Consider the following 22,370-nt stretch of genomic DNA (forward strand, 5'->3'; position numbering starts at 1 on the left):
GATCACCGTCCGAGTACGTCCCCGCGAACGGCAGACCGCGTACAGGGAGGCCCGTTGCCGCACCGACCCCGGGTCGACCACCCCACCTCGCCGATGCTCAGAGTCCACTCCGAGGCGAGCCTCTTCATCGGTTCGGCGTACGCGGTCCTCCTCCAGATCGCCCACCCGGGCGTGGCCCGGGGGGTGTACGACCACAGCGACTTCGCCTCCCGGCCCCTGCACCGGCTGCGCGGCACGCTCTACTACGTGTACGGGACCTCCTTCGGCACCGACGAAGAGCGCGCCCGCGTCCAGGCGATCGTCCGCGCGCTCCACCGGAAGGTGCGCGGCCCCGGGTACGACGCCCTCGACCCCGAACTGCTGCTGTGGGTCGCCGCCACGCTGTTCCACACGTGGACACGCATGTACGAACTGACGGTCAGGCGCCTCGAACCGGACGAGGCGGCGGCTCTCCTGACCGAGGCCTCCGTCTACGCCACCGCCCTCGGCCTGCCCGCCCAGGACTGGCCCGCCACCCCGGAGGGGTTCGACGCCTACTGGCGCCGGGCCGTGACACGGCTGGAGGTGGGCGGGCCGGCCCTGGAGATCTCCCGGCAACTGTTCCGGCCGCACAACCGGCTGCTGTGGCCCCTCACCCGCGCGCAGCGGTTCCTCGCGGGCGGGTTCCTGCCCCCGGACCTGCGCGAGGCGTTCCGCATTCCGTGGTCGGCGCGGCACCAGCGGTGGTTCGACCGACTCATGCGGGCGGTACGGGCCCTGTACCCGCACCTTCCGAACGCGCTGCGCACGCTCCCGGGCAGGCTCTACCTGCGGTCGATGCGCAGGAACGGCGGCTGGACCCGGCCGCCCCGGCGGCGGAGAGCCGTCACCTGAACGCCCTCAAACGACGGATTCGAGGCTCAGCAGTGCCGCACGGGCCTGGTCGGCCTCGCCCAGGTCCAGCTCGGCGAAGGTCCGCTCGGCCGCCTTGAGGAGTTCACGGGCCCGGTCGGCGGGCACCGTCGGGGCCGGGATCCGCCCCAGCGCCAGGGCGGCGCGGGCCTCGGCGTAGCGCTCGCTCCGCTCCTGCGCCGTGGCATGGGCCCGCTCCAGCACGACGGCGGCCTCGCCCGGTCGTCCTGCGGCAGCATACGTGAGGCCGAGGTCGGTGAGGATCTCCGCGTCACCGCTCCGGTCACCCGATTCCTCCGCCAGTTCCAGCGCCGCCGTGTGGGCACCGACGGCCTCGTCCCAGGATCCGGCGGCCCGGTGGGCGTTGCCAAGGGAGTTGTGGACGTAGATCCGGTTGCCCACGAACCCCAGTCGGGCGGACAGTTCCAGGGACTCCTCCAGGTGGCGGAAGGCGTCCGCCAACTCCCCGAGCCCGGTCCCGGCCTCGCCCATGACGCGTTTGGCGTGCGCCCTGGCCTCGTCCTGGTCCTGGCCCACGGTCTTGGCGATCACCTGTTCCGCGCAGTGCAGGGCCTCCCGGTACTGCCCGAGCGTCTGCCGGAGCACGGCGAGGTTCCCCCACTGATGGGCCTCCAGTTCGGTGTCGCCCATCTCCACCGCGTAGTCCAGTACCCCCTGGAAGGCCTCCAGGGACTCGCCGAACCGACCGATCCGCTCGTGGACCATACCGAGGTTGGCTAGGGCGCGGATGATGCCCCGGCGGTCCCCGACCGATTCCAGGAGCACCCTGGCCTTGGTGAGGAAGGCCAGCGCCTCGTCGAAACGGCCGGAGATGTAGTGGGCGATACCCAGCCCGATGAGCGTCACGGCGCGGCCCCGCAGGTTCCCCTGGTCGTCGCTGGCCTGGAGTGCCCGCTCCTGGGAGCTGATCAGCAGCCCCATGTGCCCGTGGAGCGCGTAGAAGCGCCACACGGAGTCGGCCATCCGCCACGCGTGGTCCCCGCTGTCGCAGGAGGCGAAGTACTCGATCGTGTCCGCGAGGTTCTCCTGGTGGCGGGAGAACCACTCCTCGGCGTCGGCCCGGCCGGACAGGTCCGTGCGGTGGGTCGTCTCGCGGTCGCGAAAGCGGCTGCCCATGAGCTCGGCCGCGTGCTCGGCCATCGACAGGTAGTACGCCGCCAGGTTCTTCCTGGCCTCCTCCCCGCTCCCGGGCTCCAGTACGCCGCTGCGGCTGAGCGCGAACTCCTTGACCAGGTCGTGCAAGCGGTAGACGTCGCCCTGCGGTTCGTCGAGCAGGCACATCCCCACGAGTTCCTGGAGGGCGTCGTCGGCGTCGTCGAAGGACAGGCCCAGCAGGGTCGCCGCCCCGCCCAGATCGACGGTGTCCCCGATCATGAGCCCCAGCAGCAGGAAGGTCCGCCGCTGGTCGGCGTTGAGGCTCCGGAACGACAGGTCGATCGCCGTCTCGACGCTCTGCCCCTCCACACTCAGCTCGCGGAACGTGCGGCTCTGGTCACCGAGCCTGCGGGCGACGTGCGCGAAGGACCACCGCGGTCGGCTCAGCATGCGCCCGGCGATCACTCTCAGGGCGAGCGGGAGTCCGCCACAGATGCGGATGATCTCCCGCGCCTGGTCCGGCTCCTCCCGAACGCGCTCCTCCCCTAGCACCCGGCCCAGGAGTTCCAGGGACGACGCCTCGTCGAACATGCCCAGTGACAGGAAGGAGGCACCGCTGAGGCCGGAGAGCTCGTTGCGGGTGGTGATGAGCGCCATCGAACCGGGGGAGGACGGCAGCAGGGGGCTGACCTGCGCGTAACCCATGGCGTTGTCTAGGACGAGCAGGACCCTGCGCCCCATGAGGGTCGCCCGCCACAGTGCGGAGCGCTCATCCAGGGAGTCGGGTACGGACTCGGGGGCCGTTCCGACGGCGCGCAGGAGCGCCCCCAAGGCGGCGGCCGGGTCGAGGGGTTCCTTGTTGGCCGTGTATCCGTACAGGTCGATGAAGATCTGGCCGTCGGGGTAGCACGGAGCGCACTCGTGACCGAAGCGGACCGCTGTGGTGGTCTTGCCCTCGCCACCGGTCCCCGTGATGACGCAGACCTTGGCGCGGTCCTCGCCCGAGGCCGAGATCTCGTGCAGCTGTCGCAGGGCCTCCCTCCGCCCCGTGAAATCGGGCAGGTCCCTAGGGAGGTCGCTGCGGACCAGGTAGCGGTCGCCCTGCCCCGGCGCCCCCGTCTCGTCCGCGGAGTCCCCACGCAGCATCCGGGCGTGGAGCGAGACCAGGTCGGGCCCCGGGTCCACCCCCAGTTCCTCGGCGAGCCTGGCCCGGAACTCCTCGTACAGCGCCAGGGCACGGGCCCGTTCGTTGTCACGCCACAGGGCGGTGATGAGCAGGTGGTGCGTCTTCTCCCGGAACGGGTCCTCGCTCACGAGCGGGGTCAGCCGGGAGACCACATCGGCGCAGCGGCCCAGTTCGAGGGCGTTGGACGCCCACGCGATCACGGCGGACGAGTGCTCCTCGCGCAGGGGGGCGACCACGGACTGTTCGAGGAAGTCCGATCCGACCCCGGAGAAGGGGACCCCGCGCCAGCAGGACAGTGCCTGTTCCAGGAGTTCGACGGCCCTCTCTGGCTCTGCCGACGAGGCGGCGTCCCTCAGCAGGCGAAAACGGTGGAGGTCGACGGCCTCGGCGTCCACATCGAGTGCGTATCCGCCCGGTGTCGTGCGGATGTGCCCCGGAAAGGCCCGCCGGAGGTGGGAGATCTGCACCTGGATGACGGATCTGGCGGTCCTCGGGGGGTCACCGCTCCACAGGTAGGAGATCAACTGATCGACGGTGACCTCTCGGCGAAAGTGCACCAACAGTGCCCCGAGTACGCAGCACTGACGAGGTCCGCCGACCGAAATCCGTCGTCCGTCGGACCAAGCGGTGATGGGACCAAGAACACCGAATTCCACGAAGGAACCCTAGCAAGGGCAAGTGCTTCCCTGTACGGACAAGGGCAGGAAAAAGACTCCGAGTGCCCCCTCTGTACCAGCACTCGGAGTGACTTTTCGGATGCTCGATCCGGTTTATGCGCCTTCCTCGGGCTCCTCCTTGGCAGGCTCGCTCTTGGCGGGCTCCTCCTTGGCAGGGGCCCCCTCACGCGGTTCCGACTGAGCCGGCACCCCTTCCCTGGGGGCCGGGTCGTCCATCGGCCGCATCTTCGCCGCGGGCTCGATACCCGAGATGATCGCGTCGAACTCCTCGTCGACCATCAGCATCTTCGGCACTCGGACTCCTCGTCTCACCGCACTCGTGTAAAGCCGCAGCGCGGCCCTACGCCTTCTGTTACTACCAAGTACCACGGACCCGCCCCCCCGGGGGTGGAGGGCCACCCGCGGCGGCTCCGCCTGCGACGCGCCACGGGTGGCATGTGTCCAACGAACTCCGGACCGGCAACGAGCCGTCCTCTCGTGGGAGCCGGTCGCGTCGAACGTGCTCCACACTAAGAAGAGCATCTTCCGTCCCGCTTTCAGTCCGCTTTCACCTCTGCCCCACTCGGGGAAGAGGTCGCCCCGGCGACGGGTTCACAGAAGGTGTGGCGGTATAGCATCGCCGCCCCGGGGAGGTCCCCTTCGGGCAGGCGCCATCTCCGGGGTGGAACATGGGGGAGAACGGACCGGCCTGAGGTCGGCGCGACACGGATGGAGGACTCGATGCTGGACGGAGACGGCAACGGCTGGGTGCACCTGCCCGGCGGAGGCCGACGCTGGGGAGTCTACGGAGCCGCAGGGCTTCTGCTCTACTCCACCGACGTGACCGGTACCGGCCATGTCCTCCTCCAGAACCGCGCAGAATGGACACACATGGGTGGAATGTGGGGCATTCCCGGCGGAGCGCGAAACCGTGACGAGACCCCGCTGGAAGCCGCGGTCCGCGAATTCCGGGAAGAGGTCTCGGGAGACCTCAGCGACTTCACCATCGTCGGCAGCTACGAACACGACCTCACCGTGTGGCGGTACGACACCTTCCTTGCACGCGTCCCCGACCTGCCGCCCTTCGGCGTCGGCAACGCGGAGAGCGACGAGGTCCGCTGGGTCCCCGTCTCCGAGACCGAGTCGCTGCCCCTGCTCCCCGCGTTCCGCACCACCTGGGCGCACCTGTGGGCCGACCTGGCCGCGATCGGTGACCAGGCCGCGCCGGGCACTCCGGCGGCCGGCTGATCGTTGGACGGAGACGGGGCCGCGTACGGCCCCGCCCCGGGTGCCGCAGGGGTGCCTCCGGGGTAGATCAGGGACGTGCCCTGATGTCACGGCGGGCCCCGGAGCGCATGCTGGAGGAGACGGCCGTGCGAGGACGGGCGTCACGCGATTCGACTGGAGCGGTGAACATGACGCTGGAGCGCGGTAACGCATTCACTCCTGTCGCCTCGGCGACGATGATCTGGCCCTGGGGGGCGTCGGTCGTGGGCGGCTCGGTCGCCGGCGCCCTCTCCTTCCTGATGAACTTCGGCCTGGCCGGTATCCCGGGGGCGGTGACGACCGGAATCTTCTTCTTCGCCCTGATCGGTGGAGTCGGCGGGGTGCTCCGCAAGAAGGCCGACCGCCGGGGCCGCCGGTGGGCAGCCACCTATCCGTTCCGCTACGCGGCGGCTCCGGCTCTGCTCGGCGGCGGCGCCACCGCCATCGTGAGCTATGTCGCATCCGTGATCAGCAGCTTCGCGATCTTCAGTGGGCTGTTCGGCGCCCTGTTCGCCGGTCTGGGCGCGGGCCTGGTCCTGTGGGTCATCATCGGGATCGTCGCCATGGTGGCGGGCGACAAGAACTAGCCCGCCTTCGGGGGCACCACGATGGTGGTCGGGAACAAGAAGGCCTAGGCTCGGTGTTTCCCGCCGATGGGCGGAACCACCGACACTCACCTAGGGAGACGACCGGGCGCCGATGACTGAAGCTGCTCGTCAGAAGATGGTCGAGCGGGTCCGCGGGCTTCTCCGCATGGCGGAGGACCCCGCGGTCACCGATGCCGAGAGCCAGGCGTTCACCGCCAAGGCAGCCGAGCTGATGACCCGGCACGCGATCGCCGAGGCCGAGGCACGAGCCGAACGGGGCGAGGCACCCGACGCCATCAACCGCATGGACTACACGGTCACGGGGGTGGGCGGCCACGGCAAGGCACGGGTCCGCGCCCTCGCGGACATCGCCGCGGCGTACGGCTGCCAGTCGGCGGTGCGCGGCAACAACGCCACCAACGCCGACCGCACCATCATCCTGGTGGGTACCGTGGACGCTCTGGAGGCGCTGCGTATGCTGCTGCCGTCCATCTCGATGCAGATGGAGGCCTCGGCCAGGTTCATGAGTTCGACGCACGTGAGCGATATCCGGGAACTGCGCAACTACACGCGCTCGGAACTGGAGACCGAACGCAAGCGCTACTACCGGTCGTTCGTGCGGGCCTACGGACAGGCCGTGGCCGAACGCATCCGCGACTTCCGTGCCCGGCTCCAGGAGGCGGCCTCCCATGAGGGGGCCGAGGACTCCGGCGGTACGGGGGAGAACGGCGGTGTGGAATCGTCCCGCGGGGCGGAACTGGTGCTGCGCGACGACGTTCACCGCGTCAGCGAGGAGTTCCAGCGGCAGTTCCCGCAGTTGCGCAAACACCGCCCCGAACGCACGCACAGCGCAGCCGGGTACCGAGCCGGGTACCGCCGCGGGCGCGAGGCGGAGTTGGGGTTGGGAGCTTCGGTGAACGCCGGCGGGACGTCCACTCTGACCGAGGGCGAATAGCCCGGACCGCGAAGTTATCCACAGGCCGCCCCGACTTGTGGATCTTCGACGTGTTCGCATGTCAAAGCCATGACAAGCAGCCTTCCCGGGGAAGACCCGCACCTTTTGAACACCCATGGCCCTGGGTTATCCACAGGCATTCGAGACACCTGTGGATAACTTGTGGACATCGGCGGAGAAGTCCCGGAGATCCCGGTTCCGCCCCTGTTCAGGAGAGCCGCAGCGGCTGGACCAGATAACGGAAGGCCGGCGCGGCGCCCTCCTTGGCGGGCACGTCGGTGATCACCGCGGGTTTCGTCGGCTCGGTGAAATGCAGGTAAGCGGTATCGGTCTCCACGGCGGCGAGACCGTCGATGAGGTAGTCCGGACGGAACGCCACCCGCAGAGGATCCCCCTCGTAGGCGACCCCCATGGACTCGACGGCTTGGGCGTCATCGCCCGACCCCGCCTCCAGCACGGCCTCCCCCTCGGCGAAGGCCAACCGCAGCGGGGTCCCCCGGTCGGCGACCAGCGCCACCCGCTTGACGGTCTCCAGCAGCGGGCCCACGGCGACCTCCGCCCGCGCGGCGAACTCGGTGGGGAACCAGGAGGCGTACCTGACGAAATCGCTGTCGATGAGCCGCGTGGTCGTACGGCGCTCCCCGTTCTCGAACCCCACCATGCCGTCCACCGCACCGATCGGCCGGCCTTCGTCGGCCGCGAGTGCGATATCGACGTTCGACTTGCTCACCAGGCCGCGCACGATGTCGGCGAGCGTACGGGCGGGCACCAGGGCCGCCGTGTCGATCCCCGGCTCAGCGGGCTGCCACCACATCTCGCGCAGCGCGATCCGGTAGCGGTCGGTCGCCACGAGGGTCAGGGTGTCGCCTGAGAAGTCCATGTACGTACCGGTGAGCATGGGAAGGGTGTCGTCCCGGCTCGCCGCGGGCGTGACCTGTCGGACCGCCGCCGCCAGCACGTCGGAGGGCGCCGATCCGATGACGCCGGGCATTCCCGGCAGGTCCGGATAGTCCTCCAAGGGCATCGTGACGAGCGTGAAGCGTGCCGCGCCCCCCGTGACGAGCAGCTTGGGTCCGTCGCTCTCGATGCTCACCGACCCCTGCGGAAGGTTGCGCACGATCTCCGCCAGCAGGCGGCCCGGCACCAGGGCGGCACCCGCCTCCTCGGCCACCACGTGGACCGACGCCCGTGTGGAGACCTCGTAGTCGAACCCGGACAGGTACAGGGAGGTGCCGTCCTCGGCCACCCGCAGGCGCATGCCCGCGAGCACGGGCACGGCGGGCCGGGCGGGAAGGGCACGAGCCGTCCAGGCGACCGCCTCGGCGAACGCGTCGCGGTCCACTCGCAGTCTCACGCCACTGCCTCCTCATGGTGTCGACACCGGGAAACCTACCCAGAAGGACCGACAATCCATGGCCCGGACGTGGACGCGCACGGCCCCGCACTGGGATCGTGGGAACACCACACGTTCCACAGCCCACGGGAAGAGCATGACGCCACCGGCCTCCGTCGATCCCCGCGACTACAACGCCCGCCCCTACCGGGGCGGGGACCCCTATGCCGACCACAGGCCCGCCACACGCGACTTCTCCGGCCTGACGGACCTCGCCGGCCGACGGCTCGGCGGCTCCGTCCTCGCCGCCAACGACGAGTTCTTCGCCGACCGGGAGAACCTGCTCGTCCCCGGCCCGGCCGTGTTCGACCCTGAGGCCTTCGGCCACAAAGGCAAGGCCATGGACGGCTGGGAGACCCGCCGCCGACGCGGCACCAGTGCCGAACAGCCCCACCCCGCCGACGACGACCACGACTGGGCCCTGGTCCGGCTCGGCCTGCCCGGAGTCGTCCAGGGGATCGTCGTGGACACCGCGCACTTCCGCGGCAACCACCCCGCCGAGGTGAGCGTCGAGGCCACCCATGTCGAGGGCGCGCCCTCCCCCGAGGCGCTCATGGCCGCCGAGTGGACCGAGATCGTGCCGCGCACCCCGGTATACGGGCACGCGGCCAACGACTTCGCGACCGCCGTCGGACGGCGCTGGACCCATCTGCGGCTCAAGCAGTTCCCCGATGGCGGGATCGCCCGCCTGCGGGTGTACGGCACACCGGTCGCCGACCCGGCGTGGCTGTCCGCCCTGGGCGGGTTCGACTTGGCCGCCCTGGAGCACGGAGGGACGGTCGAGGACGCCTCCGACCGGTTCTACTCCCCACCGGAGAACATCATCGCCCCGGGCCGGTCAGCGAAGATGGACGACGGCTGGGAGAACCGCCGCCGCAGGGACCACGGCAACGACTGGGTGCGCCTCCGGCTCGCTGCGCAGGGTTCGGTCCGCGCGCTGGAGGTGGACACCGCCTACCTGAAGGGCAACGCCGCCGGGTGGGTGACCGTCCTGGGATGTGACGCCGAGCACGACCCGGACACGTGGTTCGAGATCGTCGACCGCACGAGGCTGCAACCCGACAGCCCGCACCGGTTTCTCCTCGACACCCCGCTCACCGTCACCCACGTGCGCACCGACGTCTTCCCCGACGGCGGGATCGCCCGCCTGCGCGTGTACGGCTCGCTGACCGACGTCGGCCACGCCGCCCTGGTCCGGCGCTGGGAGGAGCTGGCCGGCTGAGGGCCAGCGGGACGGCCCCCGGGAAGCCGGGTGTGCAAGAGCGGCGCATGCCCTACCATGACTGGCGGAGCGTCGTGCTCCACCGGGAGGGTTCGCATAGCGGCCGAGTGCAGTGCTCTTGAAAAGCACCAAGTCCTTGACGGGGCTTCGTGGGTTCAAATCCCACACCCTCCGCCGAATCCGGGTCCTGGCCCAGGTCAGCGCCCCGCAGCAGTCACACCGAAGGCCGGTGGTCCCCACGGGCCACCGGCCTTCAGTGTGCGGCGGTCACATGGAGGCTGCTTGATAGAGGTCCGGAAGTGAAGTATCGACGATAGTGGCATCGACCGACCTCTGTTTCGGCGCAGGAGTCGAGTAACCGAATCCTGCGGTGGGAAGAACCCGGATCAAGAAGCGGATTCCGTGAATGGGTTCATCCGGATGCTCGGGGAATCCCCACCCAGAGCGAAAGCACACGGTGGAGTTCCTGGTCTCTTCGGGAGACGTCAATCCGCCGAAATAAGACGCGATATCAGAGGCGTCCATGGCGGTCATCTGATCGATCAGCGCCGTCGTCTCCAGGTCCTCCAGACGCACACGAGGCGACCAACGGTTCCGAGGACGCACCTTGGTCACTGGTGGATGTGGAGACCACGACCACGGTCGACCAGTCCAGACGTGAGAGCACCACACCCAAGCGCCGACCCCGCTGCACGTGTCCGGGCCCGTCGCCGTCCCGGCTCCCCCTCAACCGAACAGGGTTCACACAGTAGAAGCTCACGAGGCTCCCTATTTGGCAGGAACGACGATGTCGGTTCCCACGACACGAATGTGTTCCCCGTCCTCGGTGTAGTCCCAGGCGTCCGGTTCATCCACCGGGAGCGGTTCGGGCTCGGGTTCGGCGAACCGGTCGCGGTCGTTCAGCGCCATCAATGCCCTACGGATCACCGATGCCAGATCTTCCCCGGGCCTGCGCGGTCCGCGAATCATCACCGCGTCCACTCCCTCAGGGCTGCACGTCTCGCTCATTCCCTCTCCTCCTTCCCTAGGCGACCGGCTTCGGCGACCAGAAGATGAGGGGCGACGCCCAGCGCAGCAGCCAGCTTGTGTAGGTCCGCGTAGCGCCACCCGCGCCCAGCCAGCTTGCGGGACACATTGCCCGAGTCCATTCCAGCCCTCCGACACAGCTGGCGGGCGCTCATCCCCGATTGCTCCATCCTGCGTGTAACCGCCCGCGACAAGGCGGTGTCGTGATCCATTCCCGCCTCCTCTGCTGCCATACGGCAGCAGAGTGACCCTCAGTCCCCTCACGGGTCCGACACGGCTTCTTCACGTGCCTCCGGTCACACGGTGCCGAGGCCGCCGTCAGCCCGCCAGGACGGTCAGNCCCTTGTCGAGGAACACGCCGCCGAAGACGAACAGCAGGGTCATCATGACGGTGTCATGGCGGGCCACAAGCCAGGTGAGGGCCCGCTCCAGTGCGCGGTCGCCCGCCGGACCGCTGAGCAGAACGACGAGCGCGGCACCGTTCAGAAATCCCCTGCCTCGGCGGTGTACTCCCTGCGCCGGACCTGACGCTCTCGGGCATAACGCCAGGACGACGGAAAGCACAGCGCAACCGCGGTGAGCACGGTGAACGGGATCGCCTGGAGCACCGGCGGACCACCGAACACGTGGAACCAGAAATTGAGCCCCACGATGGTCGCGCACAGCCCCGCGACGACGTACAGGACCGCCCGTCCACCCCGGTGCATCAGGAGCGCGCAGACCAGGGCGACGACAGCGGGCAGCATGAGCCAGAGCGCGAACAGCACGTCCATGACACCGAACAGATGGATGTTCTCCCAGCGGATCGAACTGGGGATCATGACGAGTGTCCACGCGGGCATCAGCAGGAGCATGACCCTCAGGGCGTGGAGCGGAACGGGCATACGAGGTCCCCGATCACGCTGTGGGGATTCAGGACCGCCGGTAGAGCCGGGGCCGCCCGCGACGAACTGTGGGTACTGGTGAGAAGGCTGAGGGAAGACCATGGGATCCTCGTTCGTTTCCTCGTCCGGCGTGGGCGGGGCCACTGACGACCGGCCGGGCGCCGAGCCGGCCGTCGATCGGCGCCATCACACCTTGTAGGGGCTAGAGCGGCAAGAACGGGAGAAGTGCTTGCGTGACGTGGACCGTAGGGACAGAACCAGCCCTAGGAGGAGGAAGAGCAACCCGATCAGGCCGGATGGGTCCCCGCCGAGAACACGGCCGACCTGCAACAGGATCAGCAGGCCGTACAACACGAGCAGGCTGACCCAGACCCATTTCTCGCCGTGGCCGATCCGTGCCGCGAACAGCGCGAAGCAGGCGGTGAGGAAGAAGTAGGGCAGGGCGTAACCAACCCCGAAGGCACCCCCTCCGACCTCCGCGACCGACCATAGGGCGTTGCCCAACATCATCACGGCGAGGAACCACAACAGAACCCGCTGGGCCCGCACCGCGAGCGGCGGTCTCTTCTTCTCCATCGAACCATCCATGGGTGTCTCGGGTGGGTTCGGTGTGGCTCACGCGTGTTCGCTGGGCGCGTCCGGGCTCTCCAACCGGTCGGCGCGCCGCTGTAGTTCCTCCGCGTGCTCGTCCCAGTCCGGCCCGAAAGCCAGCAGGTCCCCAGCCGCCTCGCGCAACAGCGCGGGATCGTCGGGACGCTGCAGACAAGCCAGACGGTAGGCGAGGTTGCGGGCCCATGGAGGCAGGGCCATCCAGTCGCGCGTGAGCTCGCTCCTGAGCATCGCCAGGATCTCGTCGGTGGTCGCGAAGGTGATTTCCTCCACAAAGTCCCTAGAGGCGTCCTGCCGACGCTGAGCGCCCCCGCCCTCGACAGCCAGTCTCAGGTTCTCGACCACCCTGGAAAGGTCAGGCATGCGCGCTCCCTACGGGTTGAGCCAGTACGTCGAGAGTTGATACGCCCCGTCGGGTCTGAGGATGACACGGTATCCGATGCTGTGGCCGTCGATCTGGACCGTCCCTTGGCGGGGTCGGAAGCTCTGAGTGCCCGGCTGGGGAATGGCCCCCCCGTTGTCGATGTGGTCGTAGACGTCGTTGACGATCCGGTGTTCGATCTGGTCGGGGGTCAGATCGGTGGTCCTCAGGTCGGTCTGTACCCCGCCTGGTCCGGTGTGGGGCCGGTCGTACCCGTGACCGGTGTTGAAGTGCCACTGGTCGTCACCGACCTGAGCAGTCCGCTTGAGGTCCTGGCCCGAACCGGTCGACTCGTACGGTCCCACCTCCCGGCATGGACCCGAGTTGTGGACCAGGAGCGGTGACCGCCCGGCCACGACGTGGTAGGTCCGCAGGTCCTCGACCGTGAGGTTGTGGACGTCCTGCTCGGCGACGGTGTACACGTCGACGGCTTCGACCCGGACCCACACCCCGGCCGAAGTACGCAGCCAACTGCCTGGTTCGAGGTCGATCGCGTCGGTCCAACCCTGTTCCGGCTCCCAGAAAAGGTGGTTGTCTGTGGCGGTCACCGAGGCCGTGCCACCCGAACCGTCGTCCACGACCACGTCGACCAGAGTCTTGGCGCCGCCGCCGGTGATGAGGTGGGTGACCTCGCGTGGTCCCTGTTCTCCCGTCTCCGGGTCGGAGGCGAGCACCCGGTCACCGACCGCTATCAGCTCGATGGGTTTCGCGGTACCGTCCGCGAGGAGCACCGGGGTCCCCGGGACGAAACTGTTGGAGCAGTCGATTCCGTCCTGATCCTGGGATTGGTCGCCATCCCGGTCGGGCGAACGCCCTCCGTCACCGAGGAACTTGAAGGGTTTGAGAACCGTACCGGGAATCTGCGTGACCCAGTATCCGAAGTTCTTAGCGAAGGCATCGCCACCGGACAGGTTCTCGTCATTGCGCTGAGGCGTCTCCCAGAACCCGTCCCACATGCCCTCGAGGCTGCCGAGTGGGTCGTCCCACAGAGATGTCACCCCGTCCCAGGTGTTTGACCACGCGTCCTCGAAGCTGTCGTTGCTGCACAGGTGGACATGGCACAAGGCGGTCTTGCCGTCCTCGATGGCCCCATCGGCCCCCTGGGCGAGCCCTCCGCCGGCACGACAGAGGTAGTGGAAGACCCAGCCGCAGTCCCAGTTGTAGTCTCCGTGGTCCTCGAACTCGAAGGCGGGTTGACCGCCGGTCCCCCACTCCCAGGACTCGTCGAAGGACCACGTCTGCTGGACGACGAAGTCATCGCCGCCGGTCCATACCGCAGGGGTGACACCGCCCCCGTCCTCCTCCGGGTTGTGGGGAGCCGGCTCGACGTCCGTCGACCCTGCGGACCCGCCCGAGCCGGGTTCTCCCTCGCCTCCTTCGGATACCGACCCGTCCGCGCTCAACCCGTCATCCACCGCATCGGCGATCCCATCACCGATCCGGAGTGGAATCCCGGAGGCGAACAGGGCTGTGGCGATGATGGAGGCCAACGCGACGACAGCGGCATACTCCACGAAGGAGGCGGTGGTGTCATACCGTCGTAGCAACATCACAGGTCACAGGGGTTGCTCATGCCAGAACGACGGATGCTCACCCTCGCTGAACGCGAGGAGATCGCGCTCGCCAACGCGCGAGGAGAAGGCGTACGAGCCATCGCCCGGCTGGTCGGCCGGGACCAGTCGGTGATCAGCCGCGAGCTGGCCCGCAACACCAGCAAGCGCGGCTACCGGGCCACCACCGCCCACCAACGCGCCAAGGCCCGCCGGGCCCGCCCCCAACAGCGCTTGATGGACACCGACCCGGTGATCCGCCAACGGGTCCTNAGGAACACGCCGCCGAAGACGAACAGCAGGGTCATCATGACGGTGTCATGGCGGGCCACAAGCCAGGTGAGGGCCCGCTCCAGTGCGCGGTCGCCATCGGGGCCCTGACCAGAGCCACCGCCAGCGGCGTGAGGAGGCCGACGGCACCGAGAACGGCGAAGAGGAGCGCGAACGCGGCCGAGCCCCCGGCGCCGAGGCCGCCGACGCCGATGGCGGTGCCCGCGCCGAGGGACATCGCGAGATTCTTGGGGACCAGACCCGCTATGGCGGCCGCCAGTCCCATGGCCTTCACCGGGGTGAGCCCGTTGACGGTGGCGACCCACGCGGGCGGTTCGGGGTCCCCGTCTCCGGAGGAGCGCAGCGAGCTCCGCAGTCTCCGCACGGCGAGGACCAGCATGAGCGTGCCGGCCAGCGACTGCACCGCGCCGACCCAGGCGGGCGGTGCGCCGCCGTACCCCAGACCGGTGAGCAGTGCGACGACGAGCGCGCCACCGAACAGCACGGCCGTCCACACCGCGATGAACGCGACCGCCCTGCCCCGGCCGCCGTCGGCCGTGAGCAGCACGATCACCGCCACGACGGACAGCAGGGCCGCTATGAGGCCGAAGACGAACGGCAGCATGCCGGCGAACACACCGGACACGGCTTCCCCTCTCAACACCTGAGCCGCCGGTGCGCGACGCGCACCGGCGGCGTGGGCGAGGCCCGGCTCAGGCGCGCAGCGCCTCGACGAGCTCCCGCTCGTCGTCCTTGGACAGGTTGGTCCGGAGGACCTTGGGGTCCAGCGGACGGAAGGCCTCGACGACCCGGTCGGCGGCGTTGATGTCGGTGAGCAGGAACACCGCGGCGCGCCCGTCGTCGAGCTGGGCACCGATCTGCTTGATCATGTCGTCGTCGATGCCGATGTCGGTGAGTTTGCCGGCGACCGCGCCGCTGGCGGCGCCCACCGCCATACCCAGGATCGGGTTGAGGAAGATCAGCCCGATGAGCGTGCCCCACAGGGCGCCGCCGAGAGCGCCCCTGCCGGTGGTGTTCACCGTCTGGTGGATGCGGGGACGCCCCTTCGCGTCCTTGTAGGCGTAGGCACCGTCCTGCAGACGCAGGAGCTCCTGCCTGTTGAGGCTGGCGGCGATGTCGAGGGCTTCTTCGGCGGTGTCGCGGTCGGCCACGCCGAGAACGATGAGCTGAGCCATGGGTGTACGTATCTCCCGTCATCGCCGGGCCCTCCGTTCGGGCCCGGTCCGGTGCGAGCCTTCCCGCACCCGTCTCCGGACAAGGTCAACGGTCGACAAAGGTCCGGCCGTATCGCGTCCGCCCTCCCCTACTCCTCGTCGGCGTGCTTGGGCAGGATCACCACGGGAACCTTCGACCGGTGCAGCACCGACTGGCTCACCGAGCCCAGCAGCAGGCCGAGCACGCTCCCCCGCCCACGGGAGCCGACGACGATCGCGTCCGCGTCCTCGGCGGCGTCCAACAGGGCGTCCGTTGGAGACTTCGGCGTGCGGATCACGCTGACCGGGACGCCCGCCTCGTCGCCCTGTGCGTCGATGACGTCGGCGATCAGCTCGGCCACCATCGACTCGGACTCGCGGTCGAGCACCTCGTCCTGCCTCTGGTACCCCGCGGCGGTCAGTGCCACCGGGTCGTGCGGGAAGACGACCTCCCAGCTATTGACCACGACGAGTTCCCCGGAACCCTCCTTCACCAGGTCCACGGCGAGCCCCAGGGCACGGCGCGCGTGTTTGGACCCGTCCACACCGACCACGACCCTGTCCAGGGCCGTGGTCTTCGGGCTGCCGCCAACAGCGGCGGGCACGGCGACGACGGGGCAGGGTGCGTGTGCGGCCAACCGAACACTGACCGACCCCGCGAACACCGACGCGACCGACCCCATGCCCCTCGTCCCGACCACGATGAGGTCGTGCGGGTGGCAGTGGCGGATGATCGCCAGCGGTGCCTCCTCCAAGTCGGTCATCGTCTTGATCTCCACCGAGGGCGCGATCTCCTGGGCCCGCTTCACGGCCCGGGTCATCACCTGATCGGCCTGGTCGGAGATCTCCTGGGTCGGCTGGAAACGGACCGGCCGACCGTAGGCGGTCACGATCAGCGGCATGCCCAGCGCGTACACGAGTGTGAGCGGCACCCCTCTGCGGTCCGCCTCCACCGCCGCCCATTCCAGAGCCGCGTTGGAGTTGTCCGAACCGTCGATCCCCACCACCACGTGGGGATGGTGCTCTGTCTGCTTGGCCATGTTCTCCCCCTACGTCTACTCTCCATGATCACCGAAAAAGGAGTGCTGACACGGCAGCGGCACAGGCGGCGTCCTCCGGCCGTTCTCACTCCGTCTCCTCCGAGTGCGGGGGCAGCACCGCCACGGGGATCCGCGACCCGCGGATCACCCCCTGGCTGACCGACCCCATGACCAGGCCGCTCACGCCGCCCCGGCCACGCGAGCCGACCACGACCAGATCCGCTCTGTCGCCCGCGGCCACCAGGGAATCGACGGGGTCGGTCTGGGTACGGACCGCGCTGATGTCCACCCGCTCGGTGCGGTCGTCGATCACCTCCGCGAGCACACCAGCGACGATCTCCTCGGACTGCCGGTCGAACACCTCCTCATGCGCCTCCCGTACGTCCGTCCCGAGCGCCATCACGTCCGCGGGCAGCGGCACCTCCCAACTGTTGACCACCTCCACCGAGGCACCACCGAGCAGGGCCTCGTCCAGGCCGAAGCGCAGCGCCCTACGGGACGACTCCGAGCCGTCCACACCCACGACGATCACCCCCCTGGGTTCATGCGGCCCGTCCAGGGGCGTGGGCCGGTCCTCATGGGCCGGGACGGCCACCACCGGGCAGGGGGCATGGGAGGCCGCCCGTGTGGTCACCGAACCATGGACGATCGCCCGGACGGCCCCCAACCCGCGCGAACCCACCACGATGACGTCGCCGTGCCGCGCCTCGTGGAGTACCGCGTCCGGACCGTCCTCCGGGGACAGCACGGTCGCCGCCTCCACCTCCGGGCGGATCCTCTGGACCAGGTGGGCGCTGTCGGACAGCAGCTCCCTGCCGTACCTGCGCGCCTCCTCGGCCTCGGTGTCACGGTCCGAAGCACCGCGGGCCTCCGTAGGCATACCCAGCCCGTGCACGATCCGCAGGCCCACCCCGCGCCTGGCCGCCGCGTCCGCGGCCCACTCCAGGGCGGCATGGGCCGCGGGGGAGCCGTCCACCCCGACCACGACGGTGTGACCGCGTTGCTGTTCGCTCATCCTCACAACCTCTCCGTGTCCTCTCCATTCTGGTGACACGGGGGCGTACGGCACCAGAGCCCCGCCCAACGGATCGGCACGGTCAGGCGAACCCCTCCCCCACACTGGCCGCCAGCATCAGATAGGCGTCCCTCGTACCGGCGTCGAGCCGGTCCAGATCCACCTCCGCCCCCTCCTCCAGGTGCCCGTCCCACGGCACCCGGACCACCGTCCGGCACCGGCCGGCGAAGTGCCCCTCCAACCGTTCCAGGTCGATGCTGCTCTTGGAATTGGGCCGGACCATGGACAGGACCACGGCCGCGCCCCGGACCAGGCCGCCGTACCCGTGCGCCTCCAGCCAGTCCAGGGTGGCGCTGGCGCTGCGCGCCCCGTCCACCGAGGCCGAACTCACGAGCACCACCTGGTCGGCGAGGCCGAGCACACCGCGCATGGCGGAGTGGAGCAGCCCCGTACCGCAGTCGGTGATGCAGATGGAGTAGAAGTGCTCGACGATCCGCGCCACCTCGCGGTAGTCCTCCTCGCTGAACGCCTCCGAGACCGCGGGATCGCGGTCCGAGGCGAGGATCTCCAACCGGCTGGGCGCCTGCGAGGTGAACCCGCGGATGTCGGCATACCGCGACACCAGGTGGCTCTCGTTGAGCAGGTCGCGGATGGTCGCGGAGGTCTCCAGGCGCACCTTGTCCGAGAGGGTGCCCCGGTCTGGGTTGGCGTCGACCGCCAGGACCCGGTCGCCGCGCAGGGAGGCGAGTGTGGCACCGAGGGCGACCGTGGTGGTGGTCTTGCCGACGCCGCCCTTGAGGCTGAGGACCGCCACACGGTGGTGTCCGCCGGCGACGGGGGTACTCGCCCGGGAGACGAGTTCACGGTGGCGCCGTTCCCGTGCCGACTCCCCCGGGGTGACCAGCCCCAGGGTCATGGTGTGCACGGCCTTGCGCCACCCGCCGTCGGGCCCCTGGCGACGGGTGCGCACCAGGTTGGCGGTGTTGAGCGACTCGGCGGTCTCGCCGCCCTCCCTCGGGGACGGGGCCGGGCGCGGCGAACTCTGCGACGGCGCGGTGTCGGCCCGTGGCCCGGCCAACGAACGCGGGGGTACCGGGGTCTGGCCGGTCCAGGGGGTGTCGGGCTCAGGAGCACCGCCCGGGGCCGGCACGGTCGCGGACCGCTCCGCGGCCGGGCCGGTGGGGGCCGGTGCCGGATCGACGCGTTCGACCTCCAGAGGGGGCAGTTGCTCGGGCTCGGGGACGTCGGACTCCCCCCGTGTCCGGCCTGTGCCGAACGGTTCCGCCTCCTTGGCCCCCGGCCGGACCGGTCGCGGGGGCAGGGACGGGCGCACCGGCTCCGGGCGGTCGGGGAACAGCCGGGCCGGGCCGTCGTCTCCGTCCGCGCTCTCCGGCCCCTCACCCTCCTCGGGTTCCACGGGCGGGTCCTCCTGCGACGGTGCCCGGTCGTCCTCGGGGATCCGGGCGTAGGGCGGCGGGGGCGGGGCCTCGGCCCCCTCGAACCCGCCGAACCACTGCTCCCGGGGTGAGGGGGCGGACGCGGGCCCGGCGTCGTCTGAGGCGCCCTCCTCCCGCGCGTCGTCCGCGGGCGGGTGCCAGAGCGGCTCGTCGCGGGTCCCGGTGTTCAGGTCCGGTCCATCGTGTTCCTTGTGTGCCACCAGAGTGCTCCCCAAGAGGCGTTGAGGGGTGAGAGAGGGTTGACCGGGAGCGGGTTCCGACCAGGAACGCTCCCGGTCCCACTCATACCCATACGGCACAGGAGAAGCATCCTGTTCGGCGAACATGTGGGCCTGATCCCCCGAATGGGCCGAACACGGCGCGGGTAATCTCGGACCCATGTACGCAATGCGCATCACCGCGCCAGGCGGACCCGACGCCCTCTCCTGGTCTGAGGTCCCCGACCCGGTTCCCGGTCCCGGGGAGGTCGTCGTCGAGGTCGCCGCGAGCGCCCTCAACCGGGCCGACATCGCACAGCGCGAGGGGGCCTACCCCCCACCGCCCGGCGCACCCGAGTACCCGGGCCTGGAGTGCTCGGGAACCATCGCCGGCCTCGGTTCCGGCACCCACGACTCCGGTTGGGCGGTGGGCGACCCCGTGTGCGCCCTCCTCGCCGGGGGCGGCTACGCCGAACGCGTGGCCGTACCGGTAGGGCAGCTGCTGCCGGTGCCCAAGGGCATCGGGACGGTCGAGGCGGCCGCCCTGCCCGAGGCCGCGTGCACCGTGTGGTCGAACCTGGTGCCGGAGGCACGGCTCAAGTCCGGGGAGACCCTCCTGGTCCACGGCGGCGGCAGCGGTATCGGCACGTTCGCCCTCCAGTTCGCGCGCGCACTCGGTGCACGGGTGGCCGTCACCGCGGGCAGCGACGAGAAGCTGGACTTCTGCCGTGGTCTGGGCGCCGAGACCACGATCAACTACCGGACCGAGGACTTCACCGAGCGGATGCGCGCCCTGGGCGGAGCGGACGTGGTCCTGGACCTCATGGGCGGCTCCTATCTGGACGCCAACCTGCGGTCCCTGAAGACCGGCGGGCGCCTGGTGGTCATCGCGCTCATGGGCGGCCGCTCCGCCGAACTCGACCTGGGCCGCATGCTCGTCAAGCGCCTCTCCGTACACGCGACCACCCTCCGGTCTCGGCCGGTCGAGGAGAAGGCGGCCATCACCGCCGGAGTACGCGACCAGGTCTGGCCGTTGGTGGAGAAGGGGGCCGTCCGGCCGGTGATCGACCGGACGGTTCCGATGCGGGAGGCGGCCGAGGCGCACCGCATCATGGAATCGAGCGCGCACACGGGCAAGATCCTGCTCACCCTGTGACCGGGGGCCGACGACATCCTTGTGGAGGAGACCGATGACGAACGCGGACCACGACGACCAGCCCCGCATCCTGTTGATGGGCACCGACCGGGCCGAGGAGGAAGAGCACGACGAGGGAAGCGGTGAGCCGCGTTCCCTGACCGACATGGTGGAGCAGCCCGCCAAGGTGATGCGGATCGGCAGCATGATCCGGCAGCTTCTGGAGGAGGTCAAGGCCGCCCCCCTCGACGAGGCAAGCCGGGCCCGCCTCAAGGAGATCCACACCTCCTCCATCAAGGAACTGGAGGACGGTCTCGCCCCCGAGCTCATCGAGGAACTGGAGCGGCTGACACTGCCGTTCGCCGACGGCTCGGCTCCCAGCGAGCCGGAGCTGAGGATCGCCCAGGCCCAGCTGGTGGGCTGGCTGGAAGGGCTGTTCCACGGCATCCAGACGACCCTGTTCGCTCAGCAGATGGCAGCCCGCGCCCAGTTGGAGAACATGCGCAAGGCCCTGCCGCCGGGCCTGTCCGGCCTCCAGGGCTCCGACGGCGGAGGAGACCACCAGGGCATGGCTTCGGGACCCTACCTGTAACCGTTCCCGCGCACGCGCCGGAGCCCGCCCCGGACGGGGCGGGCTCCGGGCTTCGCCCGGGCGGGATCAGCCCTTCTGCTTCCTCGGCGCGCGGACCGGCTCCAGGACGTCGCGCCCCAGGTAGGGGCGCAGCGCCTCGGGGACGACGACCGAGCCGTCCTCGCGCTGGTGGTTCTCCAAGAGGGCGACGATCCACCGCGTGGTGGCGAGCGTGCCGTTGAGCGTGGCGGCGAAACGCGTCTTGCCGTCCTCGCGGAAGCGCACGTTGAGCCGCCGCGCCTGGAAGTCCGTGCAGTTCGACGTGGAGGTCAGCTCCCGGTAGGTCTCCTGGGTGGGGACCCACGCCTCGCAGTCGTACTTGCGGGCGGCGCTGGTGCCCAGGTCGCCGCCGGCGATGTCCACCACGCGGTAGGGCAGGTCCAGCTTGTCCAGCATCTCCCGCTCCCAGGCCAGCAGCCGCAGGTGTTCCTCGTCGGCCTGGTCCGGGTGGGTGTAGACAAACATCTCCACCTTGTTGAACTGGTGGACCCGGATGATGCCGCGCGTGTCCTTGCCGTAGGAGCCCGCCTCGCGGCGGAAGCAGGGCGACCACCCGATGTAGCGGTTCGGCAGGGCGTCGGCGGGCAGGATCTCGCCCGCGTGGTAGCCGGCCAACGGCACCTCCGAGGTACCGACCAGGTAGAGGTCGTCGGCCGGCAGGTGGTACACCTCGTCCGAGTGCTCACCGAGGAACCCGGTGCCCTCCATGGTCGCGGGCTTGACCAAGACCGGCGGGACCATCGGGGTGAAGCCCGCCTGCACCGCCTGGTTCATGGCCATGGTGAGCAGGGCCAGCTCCAGTTGGGCACCCACACCGGTGAGGAAGTAGAACCGGGCTCCGGAGACCTTGGCCCCGCGCTCCGTGTCGATGGCACCGAGCATCTCGCCCAGCTCCAGGTGATCGCGCGGGGTGAAGTCGAAGCCCCGCGGTTCCCCCACGGTCTCCATGACCCGGTAGTCGTCCACACCGCCCTCGGGGGCGTCGGGGTGCACCAGGTTGGGCACGCGGGAGAGCACGGTGTCGAGTTCGTCGGCGAGCCGACCGGCCTCCGCCTCCGACTCCTTGACCTCGGCGGCCAGCGTCTTGGCGCGGACGAGGAGTTCCTCGCGCTCTTCGGGGGAGGCCTTGGAGACGGACTTGCCCACGCTCTTCTGCTCGGCGCGCAGGGACTCGAACCGGCTCAGCGCCGATCGGCGGGCGGCGTCGAGTTCGAGCAGCCGGTCGGCGAAGGAGGCGTCCTCCCCTCGGGCCCGCTGCGAGGCACGGAGGCGTTCGGGGTCTTCTCGGAGAGCGCGAAGGTCGATCACGCCTTGCAGGTTACCGTCAGCGCCGAGAGACGACGACGCCATTCCCCGCAGTCGCGTCATGGACCGCTCCCCACCTCGTACTTCGTGTGGAGAGCCGGTGGGGTGCGAGCGCCCGCCGACATGACGCGGGGGAGATGTGGACGTGAAGACGCTGGCGGAGCTGGACACGGAGGAACTGAGCGCGCTCCTCGCCGTCCTGGACGAGGCCCGGCCCCATGACACGGCGCTCCGCCTCGCCCTCTACCGGGAACTGCGCCGGGCCGCCGCAGAGGAGGCCGCACCGGCGAGGAGCCCGCGCTTTTGACCCCAAGGCGACGGCTGGAAGCAGTGCGAGGGCGCCG

Annotated in this window: 25 protein-coding genes and 1 tRNA gene; 10 read left to right on the forward strand and 16 right to left on the reverse strand. The window is 69.8% G+C overall.

Annotation, left to right across the window (positions count from 1 at the left end; all coding sequences use genetic code 11):
• Positions 1–93 precede the first annotated feature (93 nt).
• Positions 94–873, forward strand: coding sequence for an oxygenase MpaB family protein (locus B042_RS23015; protein ID WP_036554849.1), 780 nt, complete (start codon positions 94–96; stop codon positions 871–873).
• Positions 874–879: 6 nt separating this feature from the next.
• Here B042_RS23015 and B042_RS0112330 read toward each other — a convergent pair whose 3' ends face one another.
• Positions 880–3,798, reverse strand: a complete 2,919-nt coding sequence (locus B042_RS0112330; protein WP_028648551.1) for a BTAD domain-containing putative transcriptional regulator — start codon at positions 3,796–3,798, stop codon at positions 880–882.
• Between the two features lie 165 nt (positions 3,799–3,963).
• Entirely contained in the window at positions 3,964–4,164 is a 201-nt protein-coding gene (locus tag B042_RS0112335) for a hypothetical protein (RefSeq protein ID WP_028648552.1), read from the reverse strand.
• A 426-nt stretch (positions 4,165–4,590) separates the two neighbouring features.
• Between B042_RS0112335 and B042_RS0112340 the strand changes: the two genes are divergently transcribed.
• The 3 genes from B042_RS0112340 (at position 4,591) to B042_RS0112350 (ending at position 6,657) form a co-directional block, all read left to right on the forward strand.
• On the forward strand, positions 4,591–5,097 hold the full coding sequence (locus B042_RS0112340; protein ID WP_028648553.1) for an NUDIX hydrolase: 507 nt from the start codon (positions 4,591–4,593) through the stop codon (positions 5,095–5,097).
• A 167-nt stretch (positions 5,098–5,264) separates the two neighbouring features.
• Entirely contained in the window at positions 5,265–5,702 is a 438-nt protein-coding gene (locus B042_RS0112345; protein WP_028648554.1) for a hypothetical protein, read from the forward strand.
• A gap of 136 nt (positions 5,703–5,838) precedes the next feature.
• Complete coding sequence (locus tag B042_RS0112350; protein ID WP_028648555.1) at positions 5,839–6,657, forward strand: DUF2786 domain-containing protein; 819 nt, start codon at positions 5,839–5,841, stop codon at positions 6,655–6,657.
• A gap of 208 nt (positions 6,658–6,865) precedes the next feature.
• Here the strand turns inward: B042_RS0112350 and dnaN are convergent, their stop codons facing one another.
• On the reverse strand, positions 6,866–8,011 hold the full coding sequence (dnaN, locus tag B042_RS0112355; protein WP_036554820.1) for a DNA polymerase III subunit beta: 1,146 nt from the start codon (positions 8,009–8,011) through the stop codon (positions 6,866–6,868).
• Positions 8,012–8,147: 136 nt separating this feature from the next.
• Between dnaN and alc the strand changes: the two genes are divergently transcribed.
• Positions 8,148–9,272 carry an allantoicase gene (gene alc / locus B042_RS0112360; protein ID WP_028648557.1) on the forward strand — a complete coding sequence of 375 codons (1,125 nt, stop codon included), beginning with the start codon at positions 8,148–8,150 and terminating at the stop codon, positions 9,270–9,272.
• An 85-nt stretch (positions 9,273–9,357) separates the two neighbouring features.
• Positions 9,358–9,446 (forward strand) — tRNA-Ser (locus B042_RS0112365).
• Positions 9,447–9,539: 93 nt separating this feature from the next.
• Here B042_RS0112365 and B042_RS0112370 read toward each other — a convergent pair.
• The 7 genes from B042_RS0112370 to B042_RS26100 form a co-directional block, all read right to left on the reverse strand.
• A complete protein-coding gene (locus tag B042_RS0112370; protein ID WP_028648558.1) occupies positions 9,540–9,848 on the reverse strand; it encodes a hypothetical protein in 309 nt (102 codons plus the stop codon).
• Between the two features lie 192 nt (positions 9,849–10,040).
• Entirely contained in the window at positions 10,041–10,280 is a 240-nt protein-coding gene (locus B042_RS25715) for a hypothetical protein (RefSeq protein WP_155989050.1), read from the reverse strand.
• Positions 10,277–10,531: a helix-turn-helix transcriptional regulator gene (locus B042_RS27070; protein ID WP_081748750.1), complete on the reverse strand. Its 255-nt coding sequence runs from the start codon at positions 10,529–10,531 to the stop codon at positions 10,277–10,279. Before B042_RS27070 ends, B042_RS25715 begins: the two co-directional genes overlap by 4 nt.
• 249 nt (positions 10,532–10,780) lie before the next feature.
• Entirely contained in the window at positions 10,781–11,182 is a 402-nt protein-coding gene (locus B042_RS0112390; RefSeq protein ID WP_028648560.1) for a hypothetical protein, read from the reverse strand.
• A gap of 186 nt (positions 11,183–11,368) precedes the next feature.
• The gene (locus tag B042_RS23020) at positions 11,369–11,758 is read right to left on the reverse strand and encodes a hypothetical protein (protein WP_036554822.1); all 390 of its coding nucleotides are present in this window, start codon (positions 11,756–11,758) and stop codon (positions 11,369–11,371) included.
• A 39-nt stretch (positions 11,759–11,797) separates the two neighbouring features.
• Positions 11,798–12,154, reverse strand: coding sequence for a hypothetical protein (locus B042_RS0112400; protein ID WP_028648561.1), 357 nt, complete (start codon positions 12,152–12,154; stop codon positions 11,798–11,800).
• A gap of 9 nt (positions 12,155–12,163) precedes the next feature.
• On the reverse strand, positions 12,164–13,762 hold the full coding sequence (locus B042_RS26100; RefSeq protein WP_028648562.1) for a polymorphic toxin-type HINT domain-containing protein: 1,599 nt from the start codon (positions 13,760–13,762) through the stop codon (positions 12,164–12,166).
• A 21-nt stretch (positions 13,763–13,783) separates the two neighbouring features.
• On the opposite strand from B042_RS26100, the gene B042_RS27075 reads away from it, so the two are divergent.
• A complete protein-coding gene (locus tag B042_RS27075) occupies positions 13,784–14,143 on the forward strand; it encodes a helix-turn-helix domain-containing protein (protein ID WP_369797699.1) in 360 nt (119 codons plus the stop codon).
• Here B042_RS27075 and B042_RS23025 read toward each other — a convergent pair.
• The 5 genes from B042_RS23025 to B042_RS25020 all read right to left on the reverse strand — a co-directional run bounded on the left by B042_RS23025 (position 14,070) and on the right by B042_RS25020 (position 18,958).
• Entirely contained in the window at positions 14,070–14,678 is a 609-nt protein-coding gene (locus B042_RS23025) for a GAP family protein (RefSeq protein ID WP_231493974.1), read from the reverse strand. The genes B042_RS27075 and B042_RS23025 overlap by 74 nt on opposite strands.
• A 67-nt stretch (positions 14,679–14,745) precedes the next feature.
• The gene (locus B042_RS0112415; RefSeq protein ID WP_028648563.1) at positions 14,746–15,228 is read right to left on the reverse strand and encodes a DUF1269 domain-containing protein; all 483 of its coding nucleotides are present in this window, start codon (positions 15,226–15,228) and stop codon (positions 14,746–14,748) included.
• Positions 15,229–15,356: 128 nt separating this feature from the next.
• Positions 15,357–16,286, reverse strand: coding sequence for a universal stress protein (locus B042_RS0112420; RefSeq protein ID WP_028648564.1), 930 nt, complete (start codon positions 16,284–16,286; stop codon positions 15,357–15,359).
• 85 nt (positions 16,287–16,371) lie between these two features.
• Positions 16,372–17,301 carry a universal stress protein gene (locus B042_RS0112425; RefSeq protein WP_028648565.1) on the reverse strand — a complete coding sequence of 310 codons (930 nt, stop codon included), beginning with the start codon at positions 17,299–17,301 and terminating at the stop codon, positions 16,372–16,374.
• An 82-nt stretch (positions 17,302–17,383) separates the two neighbouring features.
• Positions 17,384–18,958, reverse strand: coding sequence for a MinD/ParA family protein (locus tag B042_RS25020; protein ID WP_155989054.1), 1,575 nt, complete (start codon positions 18,956–18,958; stop codon positions 17,384–17,386).
• A 178-nt stretch (positions 18,959–19,136) separates the two neighbouring features.
• Here B042_RS25020 and B042_RS0112435 point away from each other — a divergent pair, with 178 nt between their 5' ends.
• Both B042_RS0112435 and B042_RS0112440 read left to right on the forward strand, forming a co-directional pair.
• The gene (locus tag B042_RS0112435) at positions 19,137–20,111 is read left to right on the forward strand and encodes an NAD(P)H-quinone oxidoreductase (protein ID WP_028648567.1); all 975 of its coding nucleotides are present in this window, start codon (positions 19,137–19,139) and stop codon (positions 20,109–20,111) included.
• Positions 20,112–20,145: 34 nt separating this feature from the next.
• Positions 20,146–20,682, forward strand: coding sequence for a bacterial proteasome activator family protein (locus tag B042_RS0112440; protein WP_028648568.1), 537 nt, complete (start codon positions 20,146–20,148; stop codon positions 20,680–20,682).
• A 66-nt stretch (positions 20,683–20,748) separates the two neighbouring features.
• On the opposite strand, the gene serS is transcribed toward B042_RS0112440, so the two are convergent.
• Positions 20,749–22,029: a serine--tRNA ligase gene (gene serS / locus B042_RS0112445; protein ID WP_028648569.1), complete on the reverse strand. Its 1,281-nt coding sequence runs from the start codon at positions 22,027–22,029 to the stop codon at positions 20,749–20,751.
• A 142-nt stretch (positions 22,030–22,171) separates the two neighbouring features.
• On the opposite strand from serS, the gene B042_RS26105 reads away from it, so the two are divergent.
• On the forward strand, positions 22,172–22,333 hold the full coding sequence (locus tag B042_RS26105; protein WP_197024282.1) for a hypothetical protein: 162 nt from the start codon (positions 22,172–22,174) through the stop codon (positions 22,331–22,333).
• Positions 22,334–22,370: the final 37 nt, after the last annotated feature.

It is taken from the genome of Nocardiopsis sp. CNT312 (assembly GCF_000515115.1).
Lineage (GTDB): Bacteria > Actinomycetota > Actinomycetes > Streptosporangiales > Streptosporangiaceae > Nocardiopsis.

Bases quoted from the DNA above. Each gene is read 5' to 3' on its own strand.
- B042_RS23015 (WP_036554849.1), top strand. From the start codon at position 94: ATGCTCAGAGTCCACTCCGAGGCGAGCCTCTTCATCGGTTCGGCGTAC.
- B042_RS0112340 (WP_028648553.1), top strand. From the start codon at position 4,591: ATGCTGGACGGAGACGGCAACGGCTGGGTGCACCTGCCCGGCGGAGGC.
- B042_RS0112345 (WP_028648554.1), top strand. From the start codon at position 5,265: ATGACGCTGGAGCGCGGTAACGCATTCACTCCTGTCGCCTCGGCGACG.
- B042_RS0112350 (WP_028648555.1), top strand. From the start codon at position 5,839: ATGGTCGAGCGGGTCCGCGGGCTTCTCCGCATGGCGGAGGACCCCGCG.
- alc (WP_028648557.1), top strand. From the start codon at position 8,148: ATGACGCCACCGGCCTCCGTCGATCCCCGCGACTACAACGCCCGCCCC.
- B042_RS25715 (WP_155989050.1), bottom strand. From the start codon at position 10,280: ATGAGCGAGACGTGCAGCCCTGAGGGAGTGGACGCGGTGATGATTCGC.
- B042_RS27070 (WP_081748750.1), bottom strand. From the start codon at position 10,531: ATGGCAGCAGAGGAGGCGGGAATGGATCACGACACCGCCTTGTCGCGG.
- B042_RS0112390 (WP_028648560.1), bottom strand. From the start codon at position 11,182: ATGCCCGTTCCGCTCCACGCCCTGAGGGTCATGCTCCTGCTGATGCCC.
- B042_RS23020 (WP_036554822.1), bottom strand. From the start codon at position 11,758: ATGGAGAAGAAGAGACCGCCGCTCGCGGTGCGGGCCCAGCGGGTTCTG.
- B042_RS0112400 (WP_028648561.1), bottom strand. From the start codon at position 12,154: ATGCCTGACCTTTCCAGGGTGGTCGAGAACCTGAGACTGGCTGTCGAG.
- B042_RS26100 (WP_028648562.1), bottom strand. From the start codon at position 13,762: ATGTTGCTACGACGGTATGACACCACCGCCTCCTTCGTGGAGTATGCC.
- B042_RS0112415 (WP_028648563.1), bottom strand. From the start codon at position 15,228: ATGGCTCAGCTCATCGTTCTCGGCGTGGCCGACCGCGACACCGCCGAA.
- B042_RS0112420 (WP_028648564.1), bottom strand. From the start codon at position 16,286: ATGGCCAAGCAGACAGAGCACCATCCCCACGTGGTGGTGGGGATCGAC.
- B042_RS0112425 (WP_028648565.1), bottom strand. From the start codon at position 17,301: ATGAGCGAACAGCAACGCGGTCACACCGTCGTGGTCGGGGTGGACGGC.
- B042_RS0112435 (WP_028648567.1), top strand. From the start codon at position 19,137: ATGTACGCAATGCGCATCACCGCGCCAGGCGGACCCGACGCCCTCTCC.
- B042_RS0112440 (WP_028648568.1), top strand. From the start codon at position 20,146: ATGACGAACGCGGACCACGACGACCAGCCCCGCATCCTGTTGATGGGC.